General features: G+C 70.7%; 20 protein-coding genes and 1 pseudogene. 12 read left to right on the forward strand and 9 right to left on the reverse strand.

Annotated features, from left to right (window positions below):
* Window positions 1–332 precede the first annotated feature (332 nt).
* Window positions 333–1454, reverse strand: coding sequence for a lipid II:glycine glycyltransferase FemX (locus H4687_RS02585; protein WP_046917462.1), 1122 nt, complete (start codon window positions 1452–1454; stop codon window positions 333–335).
* 226 nt (window positions 1455–1680) lie between these two features.
* Between H4687_RS02585 and H4687_RS02590 the strand changes: the two genes are divergently transcribed.
* Window positions 1681–2112 (forward strand): hypothetical protein, encoded by a 432-nt coding sequence (locus tag H4687_RS02590; RefSeq protein WP_046917463.1) that lies wholly within the window; start codon window positions 1681–1683, stop codon window positions 2110–2112.
* Window positions 2113–2309: 197 nt separating this feature from the next.
* Here the strand turns inward: H4687_RS02590 and H4687_RS02595 are convergent, their stop codons facing one another.
* Together H4687_RS02595 and H4687_RS02600 are read right to left on the reverse strand one after the other, a co-directional pair.
* On the reverse strand, window positions 2310–3617 hold the full coding sequence (locus tag H4687_RS02595) for an MFS transporter (RefSeq protein ID WP_046917464.1): 1308 nt from the start codon (window positions 3615–3617) through the stop codon (window positions 2310–2312).
* Window positions 3618–3731: 114 nt separating this feature from the next.
* Complete coding sequence (locus H4687_RS02600; RefSeq protein WP_046917465.1) at window positions 3732–4673, reverse strand: LysR family transcriptional regulator; 942 nt, start codon at window positions 4671–4673, stop codon at window positions 3732–3734.
* A gap of 133 nt (window positions 4674–4806) precedes the next feature.
* On the opposite strand from H4687_RS02600, the gene H4687_RS02605 reads away from it, so the two are divergent.
* The 7 genes from H4687_RS02605 (at window position 4807) to H4687_RS02635 (ending at window position 11839) form a co-directional block, all read left to right on the forward strand.
* Complete coding sequence (locus H4687_RS02605) at window positions 4807–5784, forward strand: fumarylacetoacetate hydrolase family protein (protein WP_046917466.1); 978 nt, start codon at window positions 4807–4809, stop codon at window positions 5782–5784.
* Window positions 5781–6758, forward strand: coding sequence for a cyclase family protein (locus H4687_RS02610; protein ID WP_046917467.1), 978 nt, complete (start codon window positions 5781–5783; stop codon window positions 6756–6758). Before H4687_RS02605 ends, H4687_RS02610 begins: the two co-directional genes overlap by 4 nt.
* Before the next feature lie 119 nt (window positions 6759–6877).
* Window positions 6878–8026, forward strand: coding sequence for an FAD-dependent oxidoreductase (locus H4687_RS02615; RefSeq protein WP_046917468.1), 1149 nt, complete (start codon window positions 6878–6880; stop codon window positions 8024–8026).
* Window positions 8023–9057, forward strand: coding sequence for an amidohydrolase family protein (locus tag H4687_RS02620; RefSeq protein WP_046917469.1), 1035 nt, complete (start codon window positions 8023–8025; stop codon window positions 9055–9057). Before H4687_RS02615 ends, H4687_RS02620 begins: the two co-directional genes overlap by 4 nt.
* Window positions 9058–9067: 10 nt before the next feature.
* A complete protein-coding gene (locus H4687_RS02625; protein WP_046917470.1) occupies window positions 9068–10030 on the forward strand; it encodes a VOC family protein in 963 nt (320 codons plus the stop codon).
* Between the two features lie 88 nt (window positions 10031–10118).
* A complete protein-coding gene (locus H4687_RS02630; protein ID WP_046917471.1) occupies window positions 10119–11084 on the forward strand; it encodes a fumarylacetoacetate hydrolase family protein in 966 nt (321 codons plus the stop codon).
* On the forward strand, window positions 11081–11839 hold the full coding sequence (locus H4687_RS02635) for an SDR family NAD(P)-dependent oxidoreductase (protein WP_046917472.1): 759 nt from the start codon (window positions 11081–11083) through the stop codon (window positions 11837–11839). Before H4687_RS02630 ends, H4687_RS02635 begins: the two co-directional genes overlap by 4 nt.
* Window positions 11840–11961: 122 nt before the next feature.
* Here H4687_RS02635 and H4687_RS02640 read toward each other — a convergent pair whose 3' ends face one another.
* The 4 genes and pseudogenes from H4687_RS02640 to H4687_RS02655 all read right to left on the reverse strand — a co-directional run.
* Window positions 11962–12660, reverse strand: coding sequence for a Clp protease N-terminal domain-containing protein (locus H4687_RS02640; protein WP_225966568.1), 699 nt, complete (start codon window positions 12658–12660; stop codon window positions 11962–11964).
* A gap of 56 nt (window positions 12661–12716) precedes the next feature.
* Window positions 12717–13748 carry an aminotransferase class I/II-fold pyridoxal phosphate-dependent enzyme gene (locus H4687_RS02645; RefSeq protein WP_046917473.1) on the reverse strand — a complete coding sequence of 344 codons (1032 nt, stop codon included), beginning with the start codon at window positions 13746–13748 and terminating at the stop codon, window positions 12717–12719.
* Entirely contained in the window at window positions 13745–15085 is a 1341-nt protein-coding gene (locus H4687_RS02650; protein WP_225966569.1) for a radical SAM protein, read from the reverse strand. Before H4687_RS02650 ends, H4687_RS02645 begins: the two co-directional genes overlap by 4 nt.
* Window positions 15086–15300: 215 nt before the next feature.
* A pseudogene (locus H4687_RS02655) lies at window positions 15301–15954 on the reverse strand (hypothetical protein); the annotation flags it as partial.
* 431 nt (window positions 15955–16385) lie between these two features.
* Here H4687_RS02655 and H4687_RS02660 point away from each other — a divergent pair.
* The 4 genes from H4687_RS02660 to H4687_RS02675 all read left to right on the forward strand — a co-directional run bounded on the left by H4687_RS02660 (window position 16386) and on the right by H4687_RS02675 (window position 19120).
* Complete coding sequence (locus tag H4687_RS02660) at window positions 16386–17072, forward strand: hypothetical protein (RefSeq protein WP_046917476.1); 687 nt, start codon at window positions 16386–16388, stop codon at window positions 17070–17072.
* Window positions 17073–17159: 87 nt separating this feature from the next.
* Window positions 17160–17672 carry a hypothetical protein gene (locus H4687_RS02665; RefSeq protein ID WP_046917477.1) on the forward strand — a complete coding sequence of 171 codons (513 nt, stop codon included), beginning with the start codon at window positions 17160–17162 and terminating at the stop codon, window positions 17670–17672.
* A gap of 320 nt (window positions 17673–17992) precedes the next feature.
* Window positions 17993–18550, forward strand: coding sequence for a glycoside hydrolase family 25 protein (locus tag H4687_RS02670; protein ID WP_046917478.1), 558 nt, complete (start codon window positions 17993–17995; stop codon window positions 18548–18550).
* 27 nt (window positions 18551–18577) lie between these two features.
* Complete coding sequence (locus H4687_RS02675) at window positions 18578–19120, forward strand: MOSC domain-containing protein (protein ID WP_046917479.1); 543 nt, start codon at window positions 18578–18580, stop codon at window positions 19118–19120.
* A 29-nt stretch (window positions 19121–19149) separates the two neighbouring features.
* Here the strand turns inward: H4687_RS02675 and H4687_RS46100 are convergent, their stop codons facing one another.
* Window positions 19150–19800, reverse strand: coding sequence for a hypothetical protein (locus tag H4687_RS46100; RefSeq protein WP_225966570.1), 651 nt, complete (start codon window positions 19798–19800; stop codon window positions 19150–19152).
* A 193-nt stretch (window positions 19801–19993) separates the two neighbouring features.
* The gene (locus H4687_RS02685) at window positions 19994–22882 is read right to left on the reverse strand and encodes a helix-turn-helix transcriptional regulator (protein WP_225966571.1); all 2889 of its coding nucleotides are present in this window, start codon (window positions 22880–22882) and stop codon (window positions 19994–19996) included.
* Between the last annotated feature and the right edge of the window lie 125 nt (window positions 22883–23007).

The raw sequence follows: 23007 nt of genomic DNA on the forward strand, positions 1-23007 counted from the left end.
AAAAGGATCATAGGACGGTCGGCACGTCATCGTCAGCGCCACCAGCTGATCCTCCACGTGCAGAAGTCGATGCGTAACTCGTGGTGGGGGTGGCGGAGGTAGCTGCCGGGGTAGTTGCACGACTCCCCAGGCTGACCGAGCGGGGATCGAACTTGGGCCGGGCGCGTAGAGGGCGTCCTTGCTGAACAGCGCCGTGCCTTTGGTCGCGTTGAAGCGGATACGGAGTCGGTGTGGCGCAGGTAGCAACCGGACGCGTCCTCGGAACCGGTCGCCTCGTGCCTCACTGGCGAGTACGGCGAGTACCGCGAGTCCGCCGCGAGGCTGGTGTCGTGTCAGTGGCGGGACATGTAGAGCTCCAGGGCCTTGTGCAGGACCTTGCTGAGGGGGTAGTCCCACTCGCCGAGGTATTCGACGGCCTGGCCGCCGGCGCCGGCCTTGAAGCGGAGCAGGCCCAGCAGGTGGTTGTCCTCTTCCAGGGTGTCGGTGATGCCGCGGAAGTCGTAGACACTGGCTCCGAGTGCGTGAGCGTCGGTCATCATCCGCCACTGGATGGCGTTGTTCGGCTGGACCTCGCGCTTACGGTTGGTGGAGGCGCCGTAGGAGTACCAGACGTGCTCGCCGACGGTCAGCATCGTGGCGGCCGCGAGCACCTCGCCGTCGTGATGGGCGAGGTAGAGGCGCATCCGGTTGTCGTCCTCGGCCCGCAGCGCGGTCCACATCCGCTGGAAGTAGGCCAGGGGACGCGGGATGAACCGGTCCCGTTCGGCGGTCTCGACGTAGATGTCGTAGAAGGCGGGCAGGTCCTCGTAACCACCTTGGACGACCTTGACGCCGGCCTTCTCCGCCTTCTTGATGTTGCGCCGCCACTGCTGATTGAAGCCGCGTTGGATCTCCTCCAGCGACCGCCCGGCGAAGGGAACCTGGAACACATAGCGCGGCTGGCCCGCGGCGAAGCCGTCCTCGCCACCGGGCTCGGTCTGCTGCCAGCCCATCCGGCGCAGCCGCTCCGCGATGTCGAAGGCCGCTTCCTCCTGGACGGTGGCCTCGACGTCCCGCAGTTGCCGGGCCTGTGGGTCGGCGATCGCGGCCTTGACCGCGTCGGCGCTCCAGCGGCGGGCGACGACGGGCGGCCCCATCTTCACCGAGAACGCCCCCTGCTTCTTCAAGTACGCGAGCATCGGCTTGAGCCACCGCTCCAGATCTGCCGCGGCCCAGTCGATGACCGGTCCCTCGGGCAGATAGGCGAGATACCGCCTCAGTTTCGGCAACGGCCGCAGCAGCACCAGCCCGGCCCCGACGAGACGGCCGTCCTCGTCGAACCAGCCCAGGCTCTCCGCCCGCCAGTCCGGCTTCACATCACCCCACGAGGGAACCTGCATGTGACTCACCGAGGGCCGGGCCATGACGAAGGCCAGATGTTCCTCGCGGGTGATCGCCTTCAGGCGATAGCTCATGCGCCGTGCTCCTTTGTTCGGGCGCACCAGCCTACTGAGGCATCGTCATGTCCAGGTCTCTCATACAGAGGGTGTCGTCGCATACGCGGCAGAAGCGGACCGCTCTGGAAGAACACCGATCCTGGTTGCCGGCGGTGCGTGCGGATGCGCTTCCCCTTCATGCCGCCGACGATCACCCACTTCTCGGGCGTGATGCGGAAGTGAAGCGAGCGCATAGGGTGTTGGCATGTCGCTGAGCCACATAGTCCTCTCGTCCGGTCGCTCGATCGAGCTCACCGAGCTGCGGATGTCCTCGACCTATGGGGGGATGCTGGAGGGCTACCCGTGCAAGCGCGTCAACGACTGGAAGGTCGATGGCCTCCAACGGGAGGCCGAACGCGCGTTTCCCTCGGCGCCGGTCCATCTTGTCGCGCCTTCCCGCGAGTACCCGGATGCGACCGCCGGCCACTTCGGCCCTGTCGAGGTGCTGCCCTCAGTGGCTTGCATCGGCGTTTTCCGCTCGACAGCGATCGATCCTGAGCTCGACCCGGTGCTGCATCGCTCCGTTCTCAGCGTGGCCTGGTTCCAGCCCGCCCCGCAGGTACCGTCGGGCGAGGACGCTGATCTTGCTCTTCGCGGCATTCGCTGGGAGGAACTGGCCCGGGACCACGAGCTGTAGCGACACGTCCTGATCGCCGCCATGCGTTGACGGCCGCGACGAGGACGGTCGCCTCGACGTCGAAAGCTGGTGTGTGGAACGCCTCGGTAGTACGGGCCGAAGCGCATCCGTACCCCGCTGTCTCGACCTCGACCTGGACCGTGCCTGGTCCCTACCGGACAGCGTCACCTCGACTCGCCCGACGCGGGCGGCCCGTCCTACTGGGGCAACGGTGCGACGGCCGCAGCCCTGCGCCGGGCCGTCAGGAAGAGGCCTGCCGCCACGACGGCCGCGGCGAGGCCGAGCAGGCCGACGGCGGCGGCCAGGGTGCCGAGGGCGGACTTGGCCGCGATCAGCACCAGGGGGCAGATGAACTGGCCGATGAAGAAGGAGGCGGTCCACAGCCCGGTGCCCCGGCCGCGGTCGGCGAAGTCCAGCTTGGACATGGCGATGGTGAGCAGGGAGGGCAGCAGGAGACCGGTGCCGAGGCAGTTGAGTACGGCGCCGACGATCAGCAGCGGCGCGCTGTCCGCGAGCCACATCACCACGAACCCGGCCGCGCACAGGGCGAGGACGAGGGGCAGCCGCGGCCCCGGGGCCCCGCGCAGCTTGGCGAAGGTGACCGCACCGGCCACGGTGGCGGCGCTGGCGATGGCTGTGGCCAGCCCGATCACGCTGGTCGCCGTCACGTCGAGGTCGTCCAGCAGGTAGGACATCTCCACCGGGACGGTGTAGAAGACGAGAGCCCCGAACACGGTGAGCCCGCAGATCCCGGCCAGCTGCCGGAAGGGGAACGGACGCTTCGGGGCGACCCCGGTGCCCGTGCTCTCCCCGTCCTCGGCCACGGCATCAGTGGCCGCGGTCGGCTTCGGCAACCCGATGGCCATGAGCGGGGCGAGGATCAGGCTGACGGCGTAGATCCAGAACGGGGTCCGCCAGCCGGCCGACCCGGCGGCACCGCCGATGACGAAGAAGGCGGTCGCGGAGGCGGAGGCACACATGGTCTGGAGGGCGAGATAGCGGTCCCGCACCCGACCGCTGTAGTAGTCGCCGATGAGCGTGGTGCAGCAGGTCATGATGGCTGCCTCGGCGATACCGACCAGGGCGCGGCTGGCCACGATGGCGCCGAGCGACTCCAGCCACAGCGGGGCGGTGCCGAAGATGGCGTACAGCACGGTCGCGGCGATCAGCAGGCGCTTGCGGCCCAGCCGGTCGACGATGACGCCCGCGAAGGGTGCCAGCAGGCCCAGTGCCAGGGCCGGGACGGTGAGGGCCATCGGGACCAGGGCGCCCGCGCCGGGCACGGTGGCGAAGTGGTCCTGCATCTTGGGCAGCACGGGGGCGATCAGGACGGCCCCGAGGATCGGGAGACAGCTGCCGGCCATGAGGAGGGAGACGCGCAGTCGGTGCGCGGCACCGGACGTCGGAAGGATCGCACCGGGCGGCGGCACGGGTTCCGCGTACACGGGCGGGGACGACGGCGACGGCGCCGGCAAGGGCGAGGGCGAGGGCACGGAAGGGGGCATGCGGGAACTCCATGGGGCGAAGGAGGAGCGGCACGCCACCGGGGAACAGACATCCCGAGAAGAGGAGCGTGCGCAGGAACTGCGGTCGACTATGGGTGAGGGACCCGGTCCTGCCTAGCCTCTGTCCGATCGATCTACCGGATCGCGGTCATCCTTGCCGTGGATGGTCTCCGCGACCCGTGCCGCCGTCTCCCGCAGCCACATGTGCGCCGCGTCGTGCGTGTGGACCGGGTGCCACCACAGGGCTTCCCGGAGGGGGACGGCGTCGTAGGGCGGTTCCACGACCCGCACCGGGACGAGTCCGTCGAGCCGGTCGGCGAGACGCCCCTGGATGAGAGCCACCCGACGCGTCCCGGCAACCAGCAGGGGCATCAGCTGGAAGTTGTCGACGGAGACTTCGACGCGCGGCTCGATGCCGAGCATGCCGATCTGGCGTGCGGCGGGTGCGTCGTACGTGCGCTGGTACGTCACCCACGGCAGCCGGGCCAGGTCGTCGAGGGTGAGGTGCTCGCTGACCTCGGGATTGTCGTCGGCGACGAGGTAGACCCAGCGGTCGCGGTAGAGCTCGACGGTGGGGAAGTCGCTGATGATGCCGTGCGGCAGCAGCAGACCGTCGGCGGTGCTGAGCAGCGTGGTGATGTTCTCCGTGATGTCCGTCGGGTGCTTGAACCGGAGCCGAATGCCTGGTGCCTCGGCGTGCACCGTACGGGCGAGTTCGGCGCCGAAGACGGCCACCGCGTAGTCGGAGGCGATCAGCGTGAACTCGTGCTCCTCCTGGGCGGGGTCGAACTCGGCCTGGCTGGTGAAGACACGTTCGAGCAGGTCACAGGCGGTGGCGGTGCGGTCGAGGAGGGCCAGGCCCAGGGCGGTGAGTTCGTAGCGTCCGCCGACCCGGGAGAGCAGGTCGTCGTCGAAGTGACGGCGCAGCCGTGCCAGGGCGGCGCTCATCGCGGGCTGACTGAGGCCGATCCGTCGGCCGGCTCTGGTGACGTTGCGCTCCTCCAGGAGGGCGCGCAGGGCGACGACGAGGTTGAGGTCGAGGCTGGCCAGGTTCACGAGATGCCCCCGTGCGGAGTGGAGTACTGAGCCGGGGTATTCGCCACCTGGATGTCGATCATCCGAGGAATCGATTTCCCCGATCGCAACTTACGCGCCAGATTGGTGGCACCGCAATCGGGAGGACATCTCCGTGAAACCCCCAGCCACGTCGGCGCCCCTCTTCACCGGCCCCTTCGCCCTCGGCACCTTCTCCACCCCGGGCCGGACCCCGTCCGCGGGACTGGTGCTCCCGGACGGCAGGGTGCTGGACCTGCGTACGACCGTCCTCGCGCTCCTGGAGCGCTGGGACGAGGAACTGCCGCGCCTGCACGGCCTCGCGGGCGATCCGACCGGTGACTGGCTGTCGCTCGACGACCTGAACGTGCACGCGCCCGTCGAGCCCCGGCAGATCTTCCAGTCCGGCGCCAACTACCGGCAGCACGTGATCGACCTGGAGGTCGCGCACCGCGCCCCGGACGACCCGCGTACCGTCGAGGAGGCCCGCGCGGAGATCGCGGCGATCATGGACAAGCGGGCCGCCGAGGACCTCCCGTACGTCTTCATCGGCCTGCCGACGACGATCACCGGCCCGTACGACGACGTCGTACTGCCCTCCTGGGCCAGGAAGCCCGACTGGGAGCTGGAGCTGGCCGCGGTGATCTCCCGCCCCACCCACCGGGTCACGGTGGAGGAGGCGTGGGAACACGTCGCGGGCTACACCATCGCCAACGACCTCACCGACCGGTCCACCGTCTTCCGCCGGGACATGCCCGCCATCGGCACCGACTGGCTGCGCTGCAAGAACGCGCCCGGCTTCACCCCGCTCGGCCCCTGGATCGTCCCGGCCGGGTCCATCGCCGACCCGTCCGACCTGCGGGTCACCCTGAAGCTCAATGGCGAGACCATGCAGGACGAGTCCACCAAGGACATGATCTTCGGCGTGGCGCGGATGGTCTCCTACATCTCCGAGACCGCCCAACTCCTGCCAGGCGACCTGGTGTTGACCGGCAGCCCCGCCGGAAACGGCATGCACTGGGGCCGGCTGCTGCGCGACGGCGACGTGATGGACGGCTCTGTCACGGGACTCGGTGCCCAGCGCACCCGCTGTGTCACGCGGGAGGCACCGTGATCGACCACACGACTGTGCCTGACGCGAAGGACGCCGAAAGCGCGATCGCCGCGGCTGCCAAGGCCTACTCCAATTGGGGCCGTTGGGGTGAGGACGACGTCCTCGGCACGCTCAACTTCCTGGACGCCGAAAAGCGCCGCGAGGGCGCGGCCCTCGTCCGCGAGGGCGTCAGCTTCTCACTCTCCCAGCGCTTCGACATGGACGGCCCGCAGAGGGGCTGGCGGCGGCGTACGAATCCGGTGCACACCATGCTCGACACCGGCACCGACGCCGCCCTGGGCAACCAGGGCTTCCCGCACGGCATCGGCGGTGCCGACGACGTGATCGCGATGCCGCTGCAGTGCTCCACCCAGTGGGACGGCCTCGGCCACATCTTCGACCACGGCAAGGCATGGAACGGGCGGGCCGCCGAGAAGGTCGTCACCTCCGACGGCGACCTCGTCACCGGCATCGAGCACATGGCACCGTACGTGGCCGGGAGGGGCGTCCTCCTCGATGTGGGCCTTATCGTCGGCAAGGACGGCGAACTGCCCGACGGCTTCGCCATCACCGAGGAGCACCTGACCGCCAGCGCCGAGGCGCACGGCGTCACCGTCGGCCGCGGCGATCTCGTTCTCGTCCGCACCGGACGGCTGGCCCGCGCCAGGCGTGAGGGCTGGGGCGAGTACGCGGGCGGCGCCTCGCCCGGGCTGAGCTTCACCACCGCGGGCTGGCTGCACCGCAGCGAGATCGCCGGGATCGCCACCGACACCTGGGGCTTCGAGGTCCGGCCCAACGAGTTCGACCACGCCTTCCAGCCACTGCACCAGGTCGCCATCCCCAACATGGGCCTGCTCATCGGCGAGATGTGGGACCTCGACGCCCTCGCCGACCACTGCGCGGCCGACGGACGGTACGAGTTCTGGCTCACCGCCGCGCCGCTGCCCATCACCGGAGCCGTCGGCTCCCCCGTGAACCCGATCGCCGTCAAGTAACGCCCGGTACCGGCCGAGTGGGCCGCCCCGACAGCCACACCCATCCAGGCCCCAGCCATCCGGCCCGTACCACCACCCCTGCCGCTCGAAGCGGCGCGGCATCACCGCAGGGAGACCTCATGACCGACCCCCGCCCCCGCACCGTCCTCGTCATCGGCGGCGGCGCCTCCGGCAACGCCGTGACCGTGCTGCTGCGGCGCGCGGGCATCACCGTGGACCTGATCGAGGCCAAGCCCGACTGGAACGTGCTCGGCTCCGGCATCACCCTCCAGGGCAACGCGCTGCGCGTGCTGCACGAGTTGGGCGTGTGGAACAAGGTCCGGGAGAGCGGCTACGCCTTCGACTCCGTGGGCCTGGCCGCACCCGACGGGCACGTGTTCCACGTCCAGCGGGACATCCGTACCGGCGGGGAGGACCTGCCCGCGACCATCGGCATGCAGCGGCCCCGGCTCCAGGAGATCCTGTGCGAGGCGGTCCGGGCCAGTGGTGCGACGGTCCGCCTCGGTACCACCGCCGACGTGCTGGTGCAGGACGAGAAGGGCGTCACCGCACGCTTCAGCGACGGCAGCGAGGGCCGCTACGACCTCGTCGTCGCGGCCGACGGTCTCAACTCCCTGACTCGCGCGATGATCGGGATCGGCGAGAAGCCCGAGCCGACCGGCATGGCCATCTGGCGCGTCGCGGCGCCCCGCCCGGCGAGCGTGGAGCGCACTGACCTGGCCTTCGGCGGGCCCTGCTACATCGCCGGCTACTGCCCCACCAGCGAGAACACCATCTACGCCTATCTCGTCGAGGCCAACCGCGACCGTGCCTCCCTCGACCCGGCCTCGTTCGCGGACGAGATGCGGCGCCTGGCAGCGCCGTACGGCGGCGCCTGGCCCGAGATCGCCGCGAGCATCACCGACCCAGCCAAGGTCAACTACACCTGGTTCGACCGGCTGCTCGTCGAGGGTTCCTGGCACCGCGGCCGGGTCGTGCTGGTCGGGGACGCCGCCCATGCCTGCCCGCCCACCCTCGCGCAGGGTGCGGCCATGTCGTTGGAGGACGCCTCCGTGCTGGCCGAACTGCTGAGCGCCCAGGAGTCGTGGGACTCCCCCGACTCCCTCGACGACCTGCTGACCCGCTACCACCAGCGCCGCATCGACCGTGTCCGCATGGTCGTCGAGGCCTCGGTGCAGCTGGGCCAGTGGCAGCTGGACGGCGTCCGTGACGCCGACGTCCCCGGCCTGATCGGCAGCACGATGTCCGCCCTGAAGGAGACCCCGTGACGACTCTGGACTCCCCGGACACCCTGGCCACCACGGAAACCCCCACCATCGACGTCCACGCGCACCTCCTGCTTCCGCAGGTCGAGGAGGCCGTGGCCGGACACCCCGGCCTGGCCGCCGCCCGCAGTCTCGACGCCCGCCGCAACGGCCCCGAAGCGCTCGCCGTCAACGGCCCCATGGTCCGCGACCGCATCCCTCGGCTGACCGACGTCAAGGCCCGGCTCGCCGCGATGGACGCCTCCGGCATCGACGTCCAACTGGTCTCGCCCTCCCCGTCGCACTACCACTACTGGGCCGACGAGGACCTCGCCCGCACGGTGTGGGAGCTGGCCAACGCCGGGACCGCCGCGCACGTCGCCCAGGCCCCCGACCGGCTTCACGGACTGGGCCTCGTCCCGCTCCAGCACCCCGACCTCGCGGTCGAGGCCCTCGACCACGCCCTCGGCCTGGGCCTGCGCGGAGTGGAGATCTCCAGCCACGCGCCCGGGCGGGAGCTTTCGGACCGGGCGTACGACACGTTCTGGGCGCTCGCCGAGACGTCCGGGGCGGTGCTCTTCCTGCACCCCTTCGGCTGCACGCTCGACGAGCGCCTGGACCGCTGGTACCTGTCCAACACCGTCGGCCAGCCCACCGAGAACGCCGTCGCGCTCTCCCACCTGATCTTCTCCGGCGTGCTGGACCGCCACCCCGGCCTGAAGGTGATCGCCGCGCACGGCGGTGGCTACCTGCCCACCCACATCGGCCGCTCCGACCACGCCTGGCGGACCAGACCGGACACGCGGGGCTGCGCGTCCGAGCCGAGCAGCTACCTCAAACGGCTGTACTTCGACTCGCTCGTCCACGACCCGCACGTCCTGCGCGAACTGATCCGGGTGGCCGGCCCCGACCGGGTCCTGCTCGGCTCGGACTTCCCCTTCGACATGGGCACCGAGGACCCGGTCGGCGCGCTGCGTGCCGCCACGGACCTGCCCGACCCCCACTTCCACGCCGTACGCGGCGGCAACGCGGCAGCGCTGCTGCACCTCTCCTGAGGAGTCCGACATGACCGACGCCCTCCCCGACCGTCTGCCCGACCGCCTGCTCACCCACCTGCGGCACGTCGACCTCGCCGTGCCCGACTACGAAAAACAGCTCGACTTCTACGCCGGCGTCTGGGGCCTGACAAAGATCGCCGAAGACTCCGGCATCTCCTTCCTGGCGGCAGAGGGTTCACCGGAGCAGTACGTCGTACGGCTCCGCAAGGCGGACGAGAAGCGGCTCGACCTCGTGTCCTACGGCGCCGCGTCGGCCGCCGACGTGGACACGCTCGCCGAGCAACTCCTCGCGGCCGGCGTGCAGGTGATCTCCCAGCCGGGCAAGGTCGACACCCCGGGCGGGGGCTACGGCTTCCGCTTCTTCGACGGCGACGGCCGCACCATCGAGGTCTCGGCGGAAGTCGAGGCCCGGCGGCACCGGCGTATCGAGGAGAAGGAGGCCATCCCGGTCCGCCTCTCGCACGTCGTCCTCAACTCCCCCGACCTGGAGGCCACCCGCGCCTGGTACGAGCGCCACCTCGGCTTCCGGCTGTCCGACACGCTCAGCTCCCCGCACATGGGCGAGGTCATGCACTTCATGCGGATCAGCAACCAGCACCACTCGATGGCCCTCGCCAAGGGCCCGCACACCTCCCTGCACCACGTCTCGTTCGAGATGCGCGGCCTGGACGAGTACATGCGCGGCTCGGGGCGCGTGATGCGCTCCGGCGCCCGCAAGGTCTGGGGGCCGGGCCGCCACATGGCGGGCGACAACACCTTCACGTACTTCCTCGACCCGCACGGCAACACTGTGGAGTACACCACGGAGTTGGAGGAGCTGGACGAGGACACCTGGCATCCGCACGTCTACGACTTCTCCCGGCCCGAGGTCACCGACCAGTGGGGCACGGCGAACCCGATGAACGAGCTGGTCGCCAAGGAGTCCTTCAACGACGTCGATCCCGGCGTCTTCGTCGCCCCGCCCGTCTGATCCCCACGGGTCCGGGGGCACGGAACGGTCCGTGATCCACGCCCTGACTCGCCCCCGGTCCACCCCTCCACCACACCCCTGGATCGCCATGCGCTTCGCCACGTACGAACACCACGGCCGCCGCAGCGTCGCCACCGTGGATGACGACGGCACCCTCCACCCCTTGCCCGGCCGCGCCTCCCTGCTGGACCTGCTCCGGGCGGGCCCCGCGGCGCTGCGCGAGGCGGGCGACGCCACGCAGGCCGTGCCGGGCGGCCCGCACGTCTCGCAGGTGCGGCTGCTGCCGCCTCTCCAGCCGCCGTCCGTACGGGACTTCGTCACCTTCGAGGAGCACGTCGAGGGCGTACGGCGCAGCATCGACAACACGGCCGGTGTCCCCGACGCCTGGTACGACGCGCCGACCTTCTACTTCACCAATCCGTACGCCGTGATCGGCGCCCACGACGACGTGCCCGTGCCGCCCGGCTCCTCGGTCCTGGACTTCGAACTCGAAGTCGCCGCCGTCATCGGCCGCGAGGGCCGCGACCTCGCACCCGGGCAGGCCCGTGACCACATCATCGGCTACACGATCTTCAACGACTGGTCCGCCCGTGACCTCCAATCCGCCGAGATGAGGGTGGGGTTGGGCCCCTGCAAGGGCAAGGACACCGCCGCCACCCTCGGCCCCTACCTGGTCACCGCCGACGAGCTGGAGCCGTACCGGGACACCGACGGCTTCCTGCGGCTGGCGCTGACCGCCTCGGTGAACGGCGAGGTGGTCGGCGAGGACCTGCTGTCCCACATGAGCTGGACCTTCGAGGAGATGGTCGCCTACGCCTCGCGCGGCACGTACGTCCGTCCCGGCGATGTGCTCGGCTCCGGCACCTGCGGCAACGGCGGCTGCCTGGCCGAGCTGTGGGGCGTACGCGGACGCCAGGACCCGCCACCGCTGAAGCCCGGCGACACCGTCACCCTCACCGTCGAGGGCATCGGCACCGTGTCCAACACCGTGGTGCCCGGCACCAAACCGGTACCGGTCCCCCGGGCCCGCAAGCGCACACGGCTGCGCCCGTGAACCGCGGGGCCGCGAGCAGGCTGGACGGCAAGGTCGTCGTCGTCACCGGAGCCGCGCGCGGGCAGGGCGCGGCCGAGGCCGAGGCGCTGACCCGGGCGGGGGCGGTGGTCGTCGCCACCGATGTGACGCAGGCTCCGGGTTGTCTGCGCCTGGACGTCACCGAGCCGAAGGAGTGGGCGGCGCTCGCCGAAGGGCTGCGCCGCCGGCACGGAGAGGTCCACGGCCTGGTCAACAACGCCGGCATCACCTGGCGCGCGCGGTTGCAGGAGGTCACGCCCGAGGACTTCGCCCGCGTCCACGCCGTCAACGTCACCGGCCCGCTCCTTGCCATCCAGCACCTGGCTCCGCTGATGCCGCCGGGCTCGTCGATCGTCAACGTCGGCTCCTCCGCCGGGCTCACCGGGCACTACCCGGTCGCGTACACGGCCAGCAAGTGGGCGCTGCGCGGCCTGTCGAAGACGGCCTGTGTCGAGCTGGGCCCGCGGGGTATCCGCGTGAACACCGTCCACCCCGGCTTCATCGAGACCGAGATGACCGCCTCCGCCGCGCCGGCCTTCCGTGAGGCGAACATCCGTGAGACGCCGCTCGCCCGCACCGGCACCGTCGACGAGATCACCCCGCTGGTGGTCTTCCTCCTCTCCGACGACGCCTCCTTCATCACCGGCGCCGAGATCCCCGTCGACGGCGGCTTCACCGCACACGGCGGCGCCAAGTCCATCTCCGACGCCCTGCGGTCGGCCTCCGACTGGCCCTAGCCTGCGACCCCGGCATCGGCATCGGCATCGGCATCGGCAGCCCAGGCGGCCGGCTCCCGCGCCTGAGCCGGTGACGTCTGGTCACGTTGACCAAGATTCGTAGGTGTGACGCGATGGCGGGTTCAGGCGTCGGAAGGTGTGGTGTCGAGGACGGCCGGGTCGAAGCCGGTCTCGGTCAGGACGTAGGCGGCGACGCCGCGGCCGACCCGGGCGAGACCGATCAACAGGTCGTCGCAGTCGATGCGGTCGGAGCCGTTGCGCTCGGATCGTGCCTCCGCGATGTCGATGGCCTTGCGGGAGTAGGGGGTCCAGGCGATCCGTTCGGCTGCTTGGGATGCCCCCATACTCAGCCGGGTTCCGACGGATCGGTGGACCGTCTCGGGTGAGACGCCGCCGGCCTGCAGGAGTCGGGTGGCGCTGTTGTCCTGCGCGGTCAGTCCCCAGAGCAGGTGCTCGGTACCGATGTAGTTGTTGCGGTGGTGCACCGCCGCCTGCTTGACGTGCACCATCGCCTGACGGAGGTCGTCGGTCATGACCTCGGGACTGTAGCGCTTGTGCGGGGCGTGGAAGCGCTGCTGGACAGCCTGCCGGGTCACGCCCAAGGCGGTGCCGATGTCGGTCCACGAGTTGCCGTGCATCCGGCAGTGCTCGACGTAGTCCTCGACCAGGTCGTCCGCCAAAGCCTGGAGCTGGCCGGCGAGTTGGGCCGCGACGGTGAGCAGGGCGAGCCAGTCGGGCTGGTCCTGTCCGCCGGGGCGGTGTGCGGTGTCGCACCTCCGGTCGACTTCCGCGATGAGATCGTCCAAGTCTGGAAGAGCCATGAGGCAAGTACGCCTTGACATTTCCAAACTGTCAAGACGTACTTGCCTCTTGCGCTTCAGTGGTTTCGGCGTGCCACCGTCGGCGTCGGGCCGAAGGCGTCGCCAAGGCTGGTCAGGATGGAGCCCGGCCAGTTCTTCGCTCCGAACACGCTGGCCGGCAGGGTGAGTACGCCGTACTCGCGTTGGAGCGATTCCGCAGGGATGTCGACCGGGAAGAAGTAGTTGCCGGGGGAGGTACGGCTCGCGGTGGGGATCGCGCCGAGCACTACGTCCGGCAGCTGTTCGAACAGCCGCTCAGCTCGTACGGCCAGTTCGTCGACGACCTGCCCGGGTACGTCGCCGTGCTCGGTCAGCAAGCGGTCGGCGAGCCTCAGCTGTGGCGCTGCCGGCGGGTCCGCCCGGAACGCCTCGGCCCATCCGGCTTGCTCCGGCCCCAGCAGGACCACGCCGAACGTGCGTGGCCACAGCCATCCCTTGGTGACCGAATGCAGCAGGACCGCACGACCGGTGTCCAGCAGTCGCCGTGTGCCGGTGGCGAACGGGGCCCCCAGGTCGTAGACGCTGTCGATCAGCACGCGGCGGCCTGGTGACTCCCGCAACCACGAGATCACCGCGGCGCATTCGGCATCGGACAGGTATCGGCCGAGCGGCTTGGTGGGGTTGGCGAGGAGCAGGTATTCGGGCCGGTGATCCGCAGGCGCCGGCGCCTGCGGCAGGGCCGGCGCCGGCAGTGTCGGGTACGCCTCGGGCACCAGGCCCGCAGCGTGGGCCAGCTCGAAGTAGACCGGGTACACGTCGCTGGGCAGCCACAACCGCGCTCGCTCGGCGCGCAGTCCGTGGAAGACCGTACCGAGCCCGTGGCGAACCCCTCGGCAGACCAAGGCGCGGCCGGACCACTCTTCCGGCAGCTCGAAGCGCCGCAGCCAGGCACGGGCGAGATCACAACGGTGCACCGTACGCGCGTCGGTCGGCGTTTCCGGTCGCAGCGGAGCGAGCGCCCGGTACACGTTGGTCTCGGCGGCGTCCAGAAGTGACGAGGACGCGCTGAGTTGCCGCTGCCGGAAGTCCTGGAACTCGTCGAACCTCATGCCGCCGCGCCTTCCGGCACGATCTCGCTGGCCCGGTCCTCCAGGGAGGCGTAGCAGCGTCCGTCGGCCATGACGTTCCAGCTGCGTGCGATCCCGCTGGTGCGTTCCCAGAGCAGGCTGGGCTCGGTGTAGGCGGCGATCCGCATCGGCCGTCCGTCCCAACTGCCGTGGTAGACCGGCGCGCCCCAGGGCAGGCGGTCCGCCAGTGCGAAACCGTGCTGCTCCGCGAACCGGGTGACGACGGACAGCGACACCTGGTGCTCTCGGCTCCAGACATTGGCGGCACGGTCGAAGTAGAGGGACTCGGTGCTGGTGGATACGTACAGCTCTTTGAAGCAGACTTCCTCGACGCCGAGACCCGCGGCCCACGACAGGTAGTCGGCGACCCCCGCCGCGTCGGCGACGCCGCCGTGCTGGAGCACGCAGATCAGCCTCATCCGCAGGCCCGTCCAGCGGTCACGTTCCGCGCGCCAGGTATCGATCACCGCGCTCACCGGGGTGCGCAGCATCATCAGCCGCCCGCTGACGGCGTCGTTGTGGTGATGCCGGGAGACCGCCAGCACGCTCAGGCCCGCGCCGCTCAGGGCTGCGAGGCGTCCGGCCCGGTCAGCGTGCTCGCCTTTCGCCAGGGTGTGCGCGTTGGTGATCAGGACGACCTTCGGGAAGGCCGCCGAGCAGGCGGACACCAGTCGCAGCTGCTGTTCGAAGGGTATGAGCGTGGGTTCCCCGCCGCCGGTGATCACCGCACGCTCGGCGCCCGCCGCGCGAGCACGCTCCAGCCACTGGGTGACCGCGTCCCACGGCACCCGCGCCGGCGCCTGGTCGCTGGAGATCGAGGCAGCGGAGAAGCAGAACGAACACCGCGCCTGGCAGGCGGAGGCCACCGGCAGAACCGAGACCGAGCGCGGCCGTGTGTCGGCGTAGTGACACAGTGCCGATCCGTGCAGGTGCAGGGAGGCCGCCATGGCGTCCTCGACGGTCGTAGGGCGCAGACTGACCTCGTCGCCCGGCTGGTCGAGTTCATGGACTGCCGACAGCCGGATACGTGCCTCGTGCAGTTCCATGCCGAGGCCGGTCGACACGTTGGGCACCAGCTTGTCGGGGTCCACCATGGTTTCCAGCACCAGCAGCCGGTCGCCGGGAATGGCCAGACGGTCCAGCAAACGTGTTGCCTTGCCGATGCCGATTCCCAACTCCGCGCGGGTCAGCAGGTGGAACCGGTCGGGATAGGTGCTTTCCGGAACTCCGGCCTTGCCGTACGCGTAGGCGTACTTGTCGAAGCCCTTCGCGAAGTTCGACAGCACGATGACGTGGAAGCGCTGGTCACTCTGGTTCATCCCGTCATCATGCATGAACGGGTCCCGCACGCCAGGGGCCGAGCCGCAGGCGGGACGGGGACATCTCGGCTTCCCCGACCCCGCGCAGCGGACGGCCATCGCGGCGGCCGCCCAGCAGGCGGGGGTCGGCATGCAAGCGGGGGTCGGCATGCAGGAGTGCATCCTTGTCGGGAGGCAAGGTTTTGCTTCCCGACAAGCCCTGGACACCCCCTGCCTTACGGCTTGTCGAGCACCGTCCCCGTCAGCACCGGTGTGCCGGGCAGCGGCTTGGCGTTACGGTCGGTCAGTGCGAGGCGCATCGACTCGGTCGGCTCGGCCAGGTGGTCGTGGACGGTCGGGACGACGAAGTCGTGCTCCACGTCGTCGCCGTAGACCGTGTCGCCCTTCACCTCGACCGGCACGTCGATCGTGCCGCTGCCGAACCGCATGGTCACGAGGCGTATCTCGGCCGAACCGCTGTCCGGGTCGATGACGTACACACGGACCTGCCCGCTGCCGTGGCCGGAGGTCTCGACCGGGATCCAGTAGGTACGGGTGCCCGCGTCGCCTTCCTTGACGGTCGTGCGGCCCACGTCGACCCGCGGCAGTGCGGCCGCCTCCACCGCCGAGGTGCCGGGCGCCCAACCCCAGGCGTCCATCAGCCAGGCCCGCCCGGACGGCGAACGGGGCGTCACCTCAAGGAACTTGGCATGCCTGAGATCGAGCCCGGCCCGGGTCGCGGCCGACAGCGGGACGCGCAGTTCCTGAGCCCAGTAGGAGGCGGTGTTCTCGGAGCCCGGGAGCCCGTCCACCTGGACCGAGCCCAGCGTCACCCGTCGGTCGGAGGAGTCGGTGACGGACACGTCGAACTTCGTGCCCGTCGTGTTCGGCGCAGACGTCCCGTCGGTCCCAGGCGCCTCGCGGGTCACTGAGGACGAGTAAGGGCTGTCTGTGGGTTGACAGCCAGGAGACACCGACGGCGGCAGAGCGTCGCGATCCAGCCACCAGGACGGGTGGTGAAGGTGGTGCGGGTGGAGCGTGCACGGGCGTTGAGCGTGCACGGGCGAGGACCGTGCACGAGACCATCGGCAGCACGACAGCGAGCGTGGGGCCGCCCACCTCCACGTCGGCTCGGGTGGCTCGGTGAAAACACGTAGATCCCTACGGAACTTGGGGTCGGCACCGTGCCATGAGCCGTCGGCGGGGTCATGATCTCCGTGGCGGAGGAGCTACCGGGTGCGCAGGGGGTGGTCATGTCGGACGCGCGTGGGGACCGACCGAAACGGGTCGGCGTCGTCGTGGTGGTGGTGTTCCGCCTGCCATGGCGGCGGTGATCACGCTGGACGCCTGGCGAACGTACGGAGAGATCGCCCGCGCCCGCGCCTCGGGGGCACTGGTACGAGCGGACGCCGTCGTCGAGAAGCGAACCGTGGAGCGTATGCGGTCGCTGGGTGGGGCGGGTCAGGACCGTACGTCGGACGTGCACGTCTGGTACGACGTCACGGTCGAACTACGGGTGAACGGTGAGCTGCGAACGCTGAAGGGCGCGGCCGGCAAGGACGTGGGCGAACACGCCCGGGCCGGCCTGTGGCACGGGCAGGTCATCGAAGTCGAGGGGTACTACGTGTGGCGAGGGTGGCACAGCGGCCTCGGAGGCGACATCCTCCTGGCTCTCTCCCCCCTGTTCACGGGCTATGTGAACGTCCTCGCGGTGACGGCGCGCGGCTGGAGGGCGCGTCGGAGAGGCATGAGCGTGGCCGACCCGATCAACGTCGCCTTCGACATGGTGCTCTGCTTCATCGCCGGAGCGGTCGCCATCCCTGTGCCGGCCCTCGTCCCCGGTCTGCTCGGCACCGACCAACCCCGGTACTGGCCGCTCCTCCCTGCCGCCACCAGCATCACGGCCACGCTGCTCCTCGTGCGCCAGACGCTCCGGTCCGGCTCCATCGACATCACCCCCGCCCCGGTCGGCGGCACCACCGCCGAGAGCAAGTCCGCTCCACGCTGACGCGTCCGGCCGACGGGACGGCGCGGGGAGCTTGCGACTGAACGACAACGAGCCATGCCCTCCTCGGGCGTTGAAGGGAACCAACGCGTGACGATCTCCAACAGGCCTGCCCCCAGTGGCTGGAAGCTGACCGTGGCATACGTGCTGACCGGGGCGGCCTCGGTCCTCACTCTCTACGGGCTCTATCTCCTGAACTGGTTCCCGGAACGCTTCGGGGAAGGCCGCATGTTCCTCGACTACCGTGCCGAGTACCTGTCGTTCCGCGCCGAGGCCAGTGATCCGCGGGGGTGGGAGGCTTTGGGTGTCGCCTACTTCCAGATCGGATATCTCTTCCAGACCGCCGCCTTCGTGCTGCTGCCCTTCGTCGTGGCGCGCACCAACCGGTGGCACTGGTTGGGTGCTCTCGCCGTGCCCGCGGCGGCGTGGCAGATCGGCGGCATGAGCGCCGCCGGGATCGTCAACACCACGTTCGCGCCGGTACTGGGCCCCATCGCAGGATTCCTGGCCCTCCTCGGCTGGGGGCTCGCGCGCTGGGCGGTGGATGACGCCGCGGCGTCTGCGATGGCAGGAAGCCGCAGTCGGCGCACGCCCCACCCCTGATCACCTCGAAGCAACTGTCACCACGGCGTTGCACCACACCGGCGATCGACCGCCCGTGCGGCCGGGTTCCGGCTGCGCGGGCGGTCGATGGCCGGCGCGTGGTCGATGGCCGGGGGGCGCCGTCGGCATGAACGGGCGCCTTCGAAGGCCAGGACGACCCCGCAGCCGCCGTCGACGCCCGGCTGTGCATGCGCGGCGCTCCCCGCGGGGCGGTGGGCGGCGGGACCCGACGCGGTGACCAGGAGGCGCAGAGGTTCCCGTCCGGGCATATGGGGCATCATCAACTCCGATTCCCCACTCGCACTTCAGGGAGCCCCCACATGCTCCGTGGCATCGATGTCAGCGCCTACCAGTCCTCGTCCTACGACACGGACGGATACTCCTTCGTCTTCATCAAGGCGACGGAGGGCCGCTCCTACGTCAACCCCAAACTCGCGGCCCAGACCAAGCACGCCCGTGACGCCGGTCTGGTCGTCGGCTTCTACCACTTCCTGTGGCCCGGGAACCTCACCGCCCAGGCCGAGTACTTCGTCAGACACGCCCCCGAGAAGGAGGGAGACATCCTCGCCGTGGACTGGGAGACCACCGGTGAGGGCACGCACGCGTCGAACGCGGAGAAGGACCAGTTCATCCGCAAGGTCAAGCGGCTGCGCCCGAACAACCGGGTCGTGCTGTACGCGAACCGGCACTACTGGCTGACGCTCGACACGACGTCGTACGCCGGTGACGGCCTCTGGATCGCCGACTACGTCTCGGCGGGCAGGCCCCGCGTCCAGGCCAAGTGGCGCTTCCACCAGTACACCGACGACCCGCTCGACAAGAACGTCGCCGACTTCCCGAGCAGGACGGCGCTGCGCACGTGGGCCGCGAACGCCTGACCGGCACCGCGCTCGTAAGCTTGCCCCATGGGTGGGACGATCGCTGCGGTCAGCAGCAACGGAACGTATTCGTTCAGCAAGCCGAACCGGGAGAGCATCACCTTGCTCGCCGGGTTCGGGGTGGAGGGGGACGTTCACGGCGGGGCGACGGTGAAACACCGTTTCCGGATGAGGAAGGACCCTGCCCAGCCCAATCTCCGGCAGGTGCATCTCCTGCACGAGGAACTGTTCGAGGAGGTGCGGCGGGCCGGGTTCGAGGTGGCGGCGGGGGAACTCGGGGAGAACGTCACCACGCGGGGGATCGACCTGCTCGCGCTGCCCCGGGGGACGCGGCTGCGGCTCGGGGAGACCGCCGTCGTCGAGGTGACCGGGCTGCGCAATCCGTGCGCGCAGATCGACGGGTTCCGGAAGGGTCTGATGAAACAGGTCGTGGGACGGGACGAGCACGGCCGGCCCCGGTTCCGGTCCGGGATCATGGGCATCGTGGTGACGGGCGGCGTGGTGCACCCCGGGGACCCGGTGGACATCGGCCTGCCGGCCGGCCCGCACCAGGAGCTGGACATCGTCTGACAAGCAGTCTCCGAGGTGGGCGGCGGTCCTCAGCCGATCCCGGACGGACCGCAGGTCTGGGACGCGTGGAGCGGCACGGCCAAGGTGAGCACGACGGTGACGGCGACCGTGGCGAGCCACACCGCGTACAGCACTGCGGGCCTCGCCCGGCGACGCGAGATCACCCACGCGATCCACGCGGCCGACGATCCGGCGGCCGGCGCGATCAGAAGGCACAGTGCCACCACGTTCCCCGAGATCGGATCCAGGGGCGCATTCCCCGTGCAGTAGTCGCTGTCGTTCGTCAGCGCGGTGTCCAGAACCACCAGGAAGATCCCGAGTGCCGACGCCGTCCAGGCCAGGGCGGCCAGCACCCGGTACGGCACCCTGGGCCAGGACCGCAGGGCGCCCGCCAGCGCCGCGCACATCAGCAGGAGCGGCACCGCCGTCAGCCGGAACGGCACCGCCATCGCCTGCGTCACGCCCCCCAGGCCCACGCGGTACTGGCTGACCTGGGGGTCGTCGGCCCAGTAGAACCCCTTGAACGCCGCGCACACCGAGGTGACGACCAGCAGTGTGGCCAGCGCGTGCGCGTGCGGACGGGCCCGAGGCGCGTCCGGGAAGCACGCCGGCCAGAGGATGTCCCGGAACCGGCCGTTCGTCCCCCGGCCGACAGCAGTCCTGCAGTCTTCTGCGGTCACCAGCCTCACGTCCCCACTCCCCCGTGTCCGTGTCTGCGCCCCACGGGCGTGCACCGCGACGTGGGGAACGCACACCAGCCTGACATGTCGGGGGCCCGCGCCGTATCCGTGCACCTACGTAGGAAGCCGGCGTGGCGGGTGGGCGGGTCGCGCATCAGCCGGGATCGCCGTGGGAGGCAGCGCGCCTGCTGCCTCATCCGCGTCGGCCGAGGGCGGCGCGGGTCATCAGGCCGGCCAGGGCGGAGCGGGAGCGCAGGGATGTCTTGCGGTAGATGGCCGAGAGGTGGGTCTCGACCGTTCGGCGGCTGAGATACAGCTTGGTCGCGATGGCCTGGTTGCTGAGTCCTTCGGCTACGAGTTCGGCCACCTGCCGCTCCCGTGCGGTGAGTTGGTCGAGGCCGGTGGGGGCGGGCGGGGCGGGGGGCGCCTCGTCCCGTGGGCGTGTGAGTGCTGGCAGGTCGGTCAACAGGCGGGCGCCGCCGGTGTCTGCCTGGCGGCGGGCCCGTTCCCACAGCGCGGTGGCGCGTGGAGCGTGGCCCGCGGCCTGGGCCTGGGTGGAGGCCAGCAGCAGGGAGTAGGCCTCCCACAGCGTGGCGCCGGACGGGGCGTAGGCCCGGGCGGCGCGCTCGAAGAGGCGGGCGGCCGTGCGGGGGTTGCGCTGGTGCTGGGCGAGCGCGGCCCGGGCGCGCAGCGCGGCCCCGCGCTGGCCGTTCAGCCCGATGAGGTCGGCTTCCTCGGCGGCTCGTGCGGCCCAGCCCTCGGCCTGTTCGGTGTCGCCGAGGGCGAGGGCGGTGGCGACGAGGGTGTCCAGCTGGCCGGGGCGTATGGAGGGCTGAAGGCCGAGGAGTTCGGGGCCGCCGGCCCGCAGGATGGCGTCCCGGGCCCGGTGCGGGTCGCCGCTCACCAGGGCCGTGTGGCCGAGCACGCATCCGGCCAGCGAGGCCCACCAGTGGCGGCTGGTGCCGGCGGTGGCGACGGCCTCCTCGGCGGTCGTCAGGGCCAGGGTGTCGCCGAGGGGGCGGTGCACCAGGAGGACCAGCGCCTTGAAGCTCAGCGTGAAGGCGAGCAGATCGCTGCTGCCGATGGCTCGGGCGACGGCTTCCGCTTCCTCGGCCGCGGTCAGCGCGGAGGGCAGTCGGCAGGTGGTGAGGTGCACGAAGGCCCGGGCGCTCAGCAGGTGCGGCAGGACGTAGACCTGACCGCTTCGACGGGCGATGTCCAGTCCGCGGTCGGCGTGGCGTTCGGCGTCGGCATAGCGTTCCAGGAGGGCCTCTGCCCAGGCCAGCCAGACCAGCGCCTCGGACAGTTCGGTGAGGTCGGGGTCGGTCAGTGCGTCCGCGAGAGCGGCTGCGGTGTCGGCGAGCCGATCGGCCGCGGCCGTCTGTCCTTCGTAGGCCTCGCCCAGCGAGGCCAGGGCCAGCGCACCCAGCTCTCCCACGAGGTCGTTGTGGGAGCGGGCCACGGCGAGGGTCCGGTCGAGGTCGTCGCGGACAGTGGGGTAGGAGACGGTGTTCAGGGCGGCCATGCCGAGGGCGAGTCCGAGGGAGACTGCCTGGCGGGGCTCGGGGCCGCGGGTGAGTTCCCGCCGGAGCAGAGCGGTCGCCTCGGGAGAATGTCCGAGGTGGCGTTCCATCATGGCGCACAGCGCGGTCGCGTCGCCGCGCAGCGCCGCCTCGTCGGGTCCGCAGCCGCTGATCAGGGCGTGGAGCAGGTCCCGGCTCTCGCGGAGGCTGCCGCCGGCCGCGAGTGCCCGGGCGCGGGCCAGGGTGGTTTCGCCGCGCCGGCGGGCAGAGGCGGGGGTGTCCGGCATGAGCCGCAGGACGACCTCCAGCAGATGGGCGGCCGTGGCAGGTGCCGTGGAGGCGAACTGGGCGGCCGCCTCGGTCAGTACGGCCGCGGACAGCGGATCCCACCCCGTCAGCGAACGCTCGACATGGTGCGCCCGTTCAGTGGCAGGAGCACCGATCGCGGCCAGTTCCGCCGCCGCGCTGCGATGGATCTCGGCACGGTCCGACGCGGATGCGCTCTCGTAGACCAGTGCGCGCAGCAGGGGGTGACGCAGGCTCCAGCGACTGTCGGACTCCAGACGCAGCAGATCACGCCGCGTCAGCGCGTTGATGTCCTCGTCGAGTTGCTCGCCCGTACGGTGCCCTGTGATCAGCCGAAGCATGGCGGGTGTGGCCTGGTGCCCGAGGACCGCCACCGCTTCGACGGTCCGGCGTTGCGCCTCCGTCAGCGTGGTCAGCTCGTCCAGGAGCAGCGATGCCAGTCCGGCGGGCACCCCGGCGACGGTGATGCCGTGGGCCGGGGCGGTGCCGGCGGGTCGGGACGCGCCGTGCCGATGGGCGTGCAGCAGGCACAGGACGTAGAGCGGGTTGCCCTCGCCCGCCGCGTAGATGCGCCGCGCGTCGTGCGGTGCCAGGTCGGGAGCGAGCGCCTCGATCGACTCCTGCTCGGGCAGCGGGCCCAGCACGACGCGCTCCACGGCCCCGCTGTCGACGCCGCGGGTCAGGGCGGCGGCGAGGGGGTGCGGCGTCTGCCGCTGCCTGCGGGCGACCACGAGGGCCACCCGTCCGCGCACCGGATGCCGGATCAGCCGGTCCAGCAGCTCCAGGGACGCCGGGTCCGCCCAGTGCAGATCGTCCAGCGCCACGAGCAGACCGCCGTGTTCCGCGAGCCCGGTCAGTACGTCCGCGACGGCACGGTAGAGGCCGAAGCGGTCACCCCCGCGCATACGTGATGCCGCATCACGTACCCCGTACAGTGCCGGTGCCGCCGCGTCCGGCACGGCACCGGAGACGAGAAGGGCGGGATCGGCATCGGCGAAGGCGTCCACGAACGGCTGGAACGGTGTGTGCCGCTCGTACTCGGTGGCCCTTCCGCACAGCACGGTCAGCCCTCGCCGCCGTGCCCGAGCGCAGAGTTCGCTCAGCAGGCGGCTCTTGCCCATGCCGGCGTCCGCGGCGATGTCGATCACGGAGGGCACACCATCGCCACCGAGGCCGCCGATCACCGCATCGAGTCGCGCGAGTTCCTCGCCCCTGCCGATCAGCCGTGTCGCCGTCTCGTCCCACTCCGGCATCAACGCCCCTTCCTCCTTCTCCGCCCGATCCGCCGCCATCCTCACCGAATCTTCCCAGTCCGACGGAAACCGGCAGATTCCGCTTGCGGGCCTGCCACGGCCCTGTACTCCGTCGAGGCAGTGCA

It is taken from the genome of Streptomyces stelliscabiei (genome assembly GCF_014873495.1).
GTDB classification, from domain to species: domain Bacteria; phylum Actinomycetota; class Actinomycetes; order Streptomycetales; family Streptomycetaceae; genus Streptomyces; species Streptomyces bottropensis.

What these genes read in the sequence shown, in the direction of transcription:
- H4687_RS02630 (WP_046917471.1), top strand. Translation starts at nt 10,119, where the DNA reads ATGCGCTTCGCCACGTACGAACACCACGGCCGCCGCAGCGTCGCCACC.
- H4687_RS02645 (WP_046917473.1), bottom strand. Translation starts at nt 13,748, where the DNA reads ATGAGGTTCGACGAGTTCCAGGACTTCCGGCAGCGGCAACTCAGCGCG.
- H4687_RS02675 (WP_046917479.1), top strand. Translation starts at nt 18,578, where the DNA reads ATGGGTGGGACGATCGCTGCGGTCAGCAGCAACGGAACGTATTCGTTC.
- H4687_RS02595 (WP_046917464.1), bottom strand. Translation starts at nt 3,617, where the DNA reads ATGCCCCCTTCCGTGCCCTCGCCCTCGCCCTTGCCGGCGCCGTCGCCG.
- H4687_RS02650 (WP_225966569.1), bottom strand. Translation starts at nt 15,085, where the DNA reads ATGAACCAGAGTGACCAGCGCTTCCACGTCATCGTGCTGTCGAACTTC.
- H4687_RS02625 (WP_046917470.1), top strand. Translation starts at nt 9,068, where the DNA reads ATGACCGACGCCCTCCCCGACCGTCTGCCCGACCGCCTGCTCACCCAC.
- H4687_RS02670 (WP_046917478.1), top strand. Translation starts at nt 17,993, where the DNA reads ATGCTCCGTGGCATCGATGTCAGCGCCTACCAGTCCTCGTCCTACGAC.
- H4687_RS02640 (WP_225966568.1), bottom strand. Translation starts at nt 12,660, where the DNA reads ATGGCTCTTCCAGACTTGGACGATCTCATCGCGGAAGTCGACCGGAGG.
- H4687_RS02685 (WP_225966571.1), bottom strand. Translation starts at nt 22,882, where the DNA reads ATGCCGGAGTGGGACGAGACGGCGACACGGCTGATCGGCAGGGGCGAG.
- H4687_RS02615 (WP_046917468.1), top strand. Translation starts at nt 6,878, where the DNA reads ATGACCGACCCCCGCCCCCGCACCGTCCTCGTCATCGGCGGCGGCGCC.
- H4687_RS02660 (WP_046917476.1), top strand. Translation starts at nt 16,386, where the DNA reads ATGGCGGCGGTGATCACGCTGGACGCCTGGCGAACGTACGGAGAGATC.
- H4687_RS02590 (WP_046917463.1), top strand. Translation starts at nt 1,681, where the DNA reads ATGTCGCTGAGCCACATAGTCCTCTCGTCCGGTCGCTCGATCGAGCTC.
- H4687_RS02585 (WP_046917462.1), bottom strand. Translation starts at nt 1,454, where the DNA reads ATGAGCTATCGCCTGAAGGCGATCACCCGCGAGGAACATCTGGCCTTC.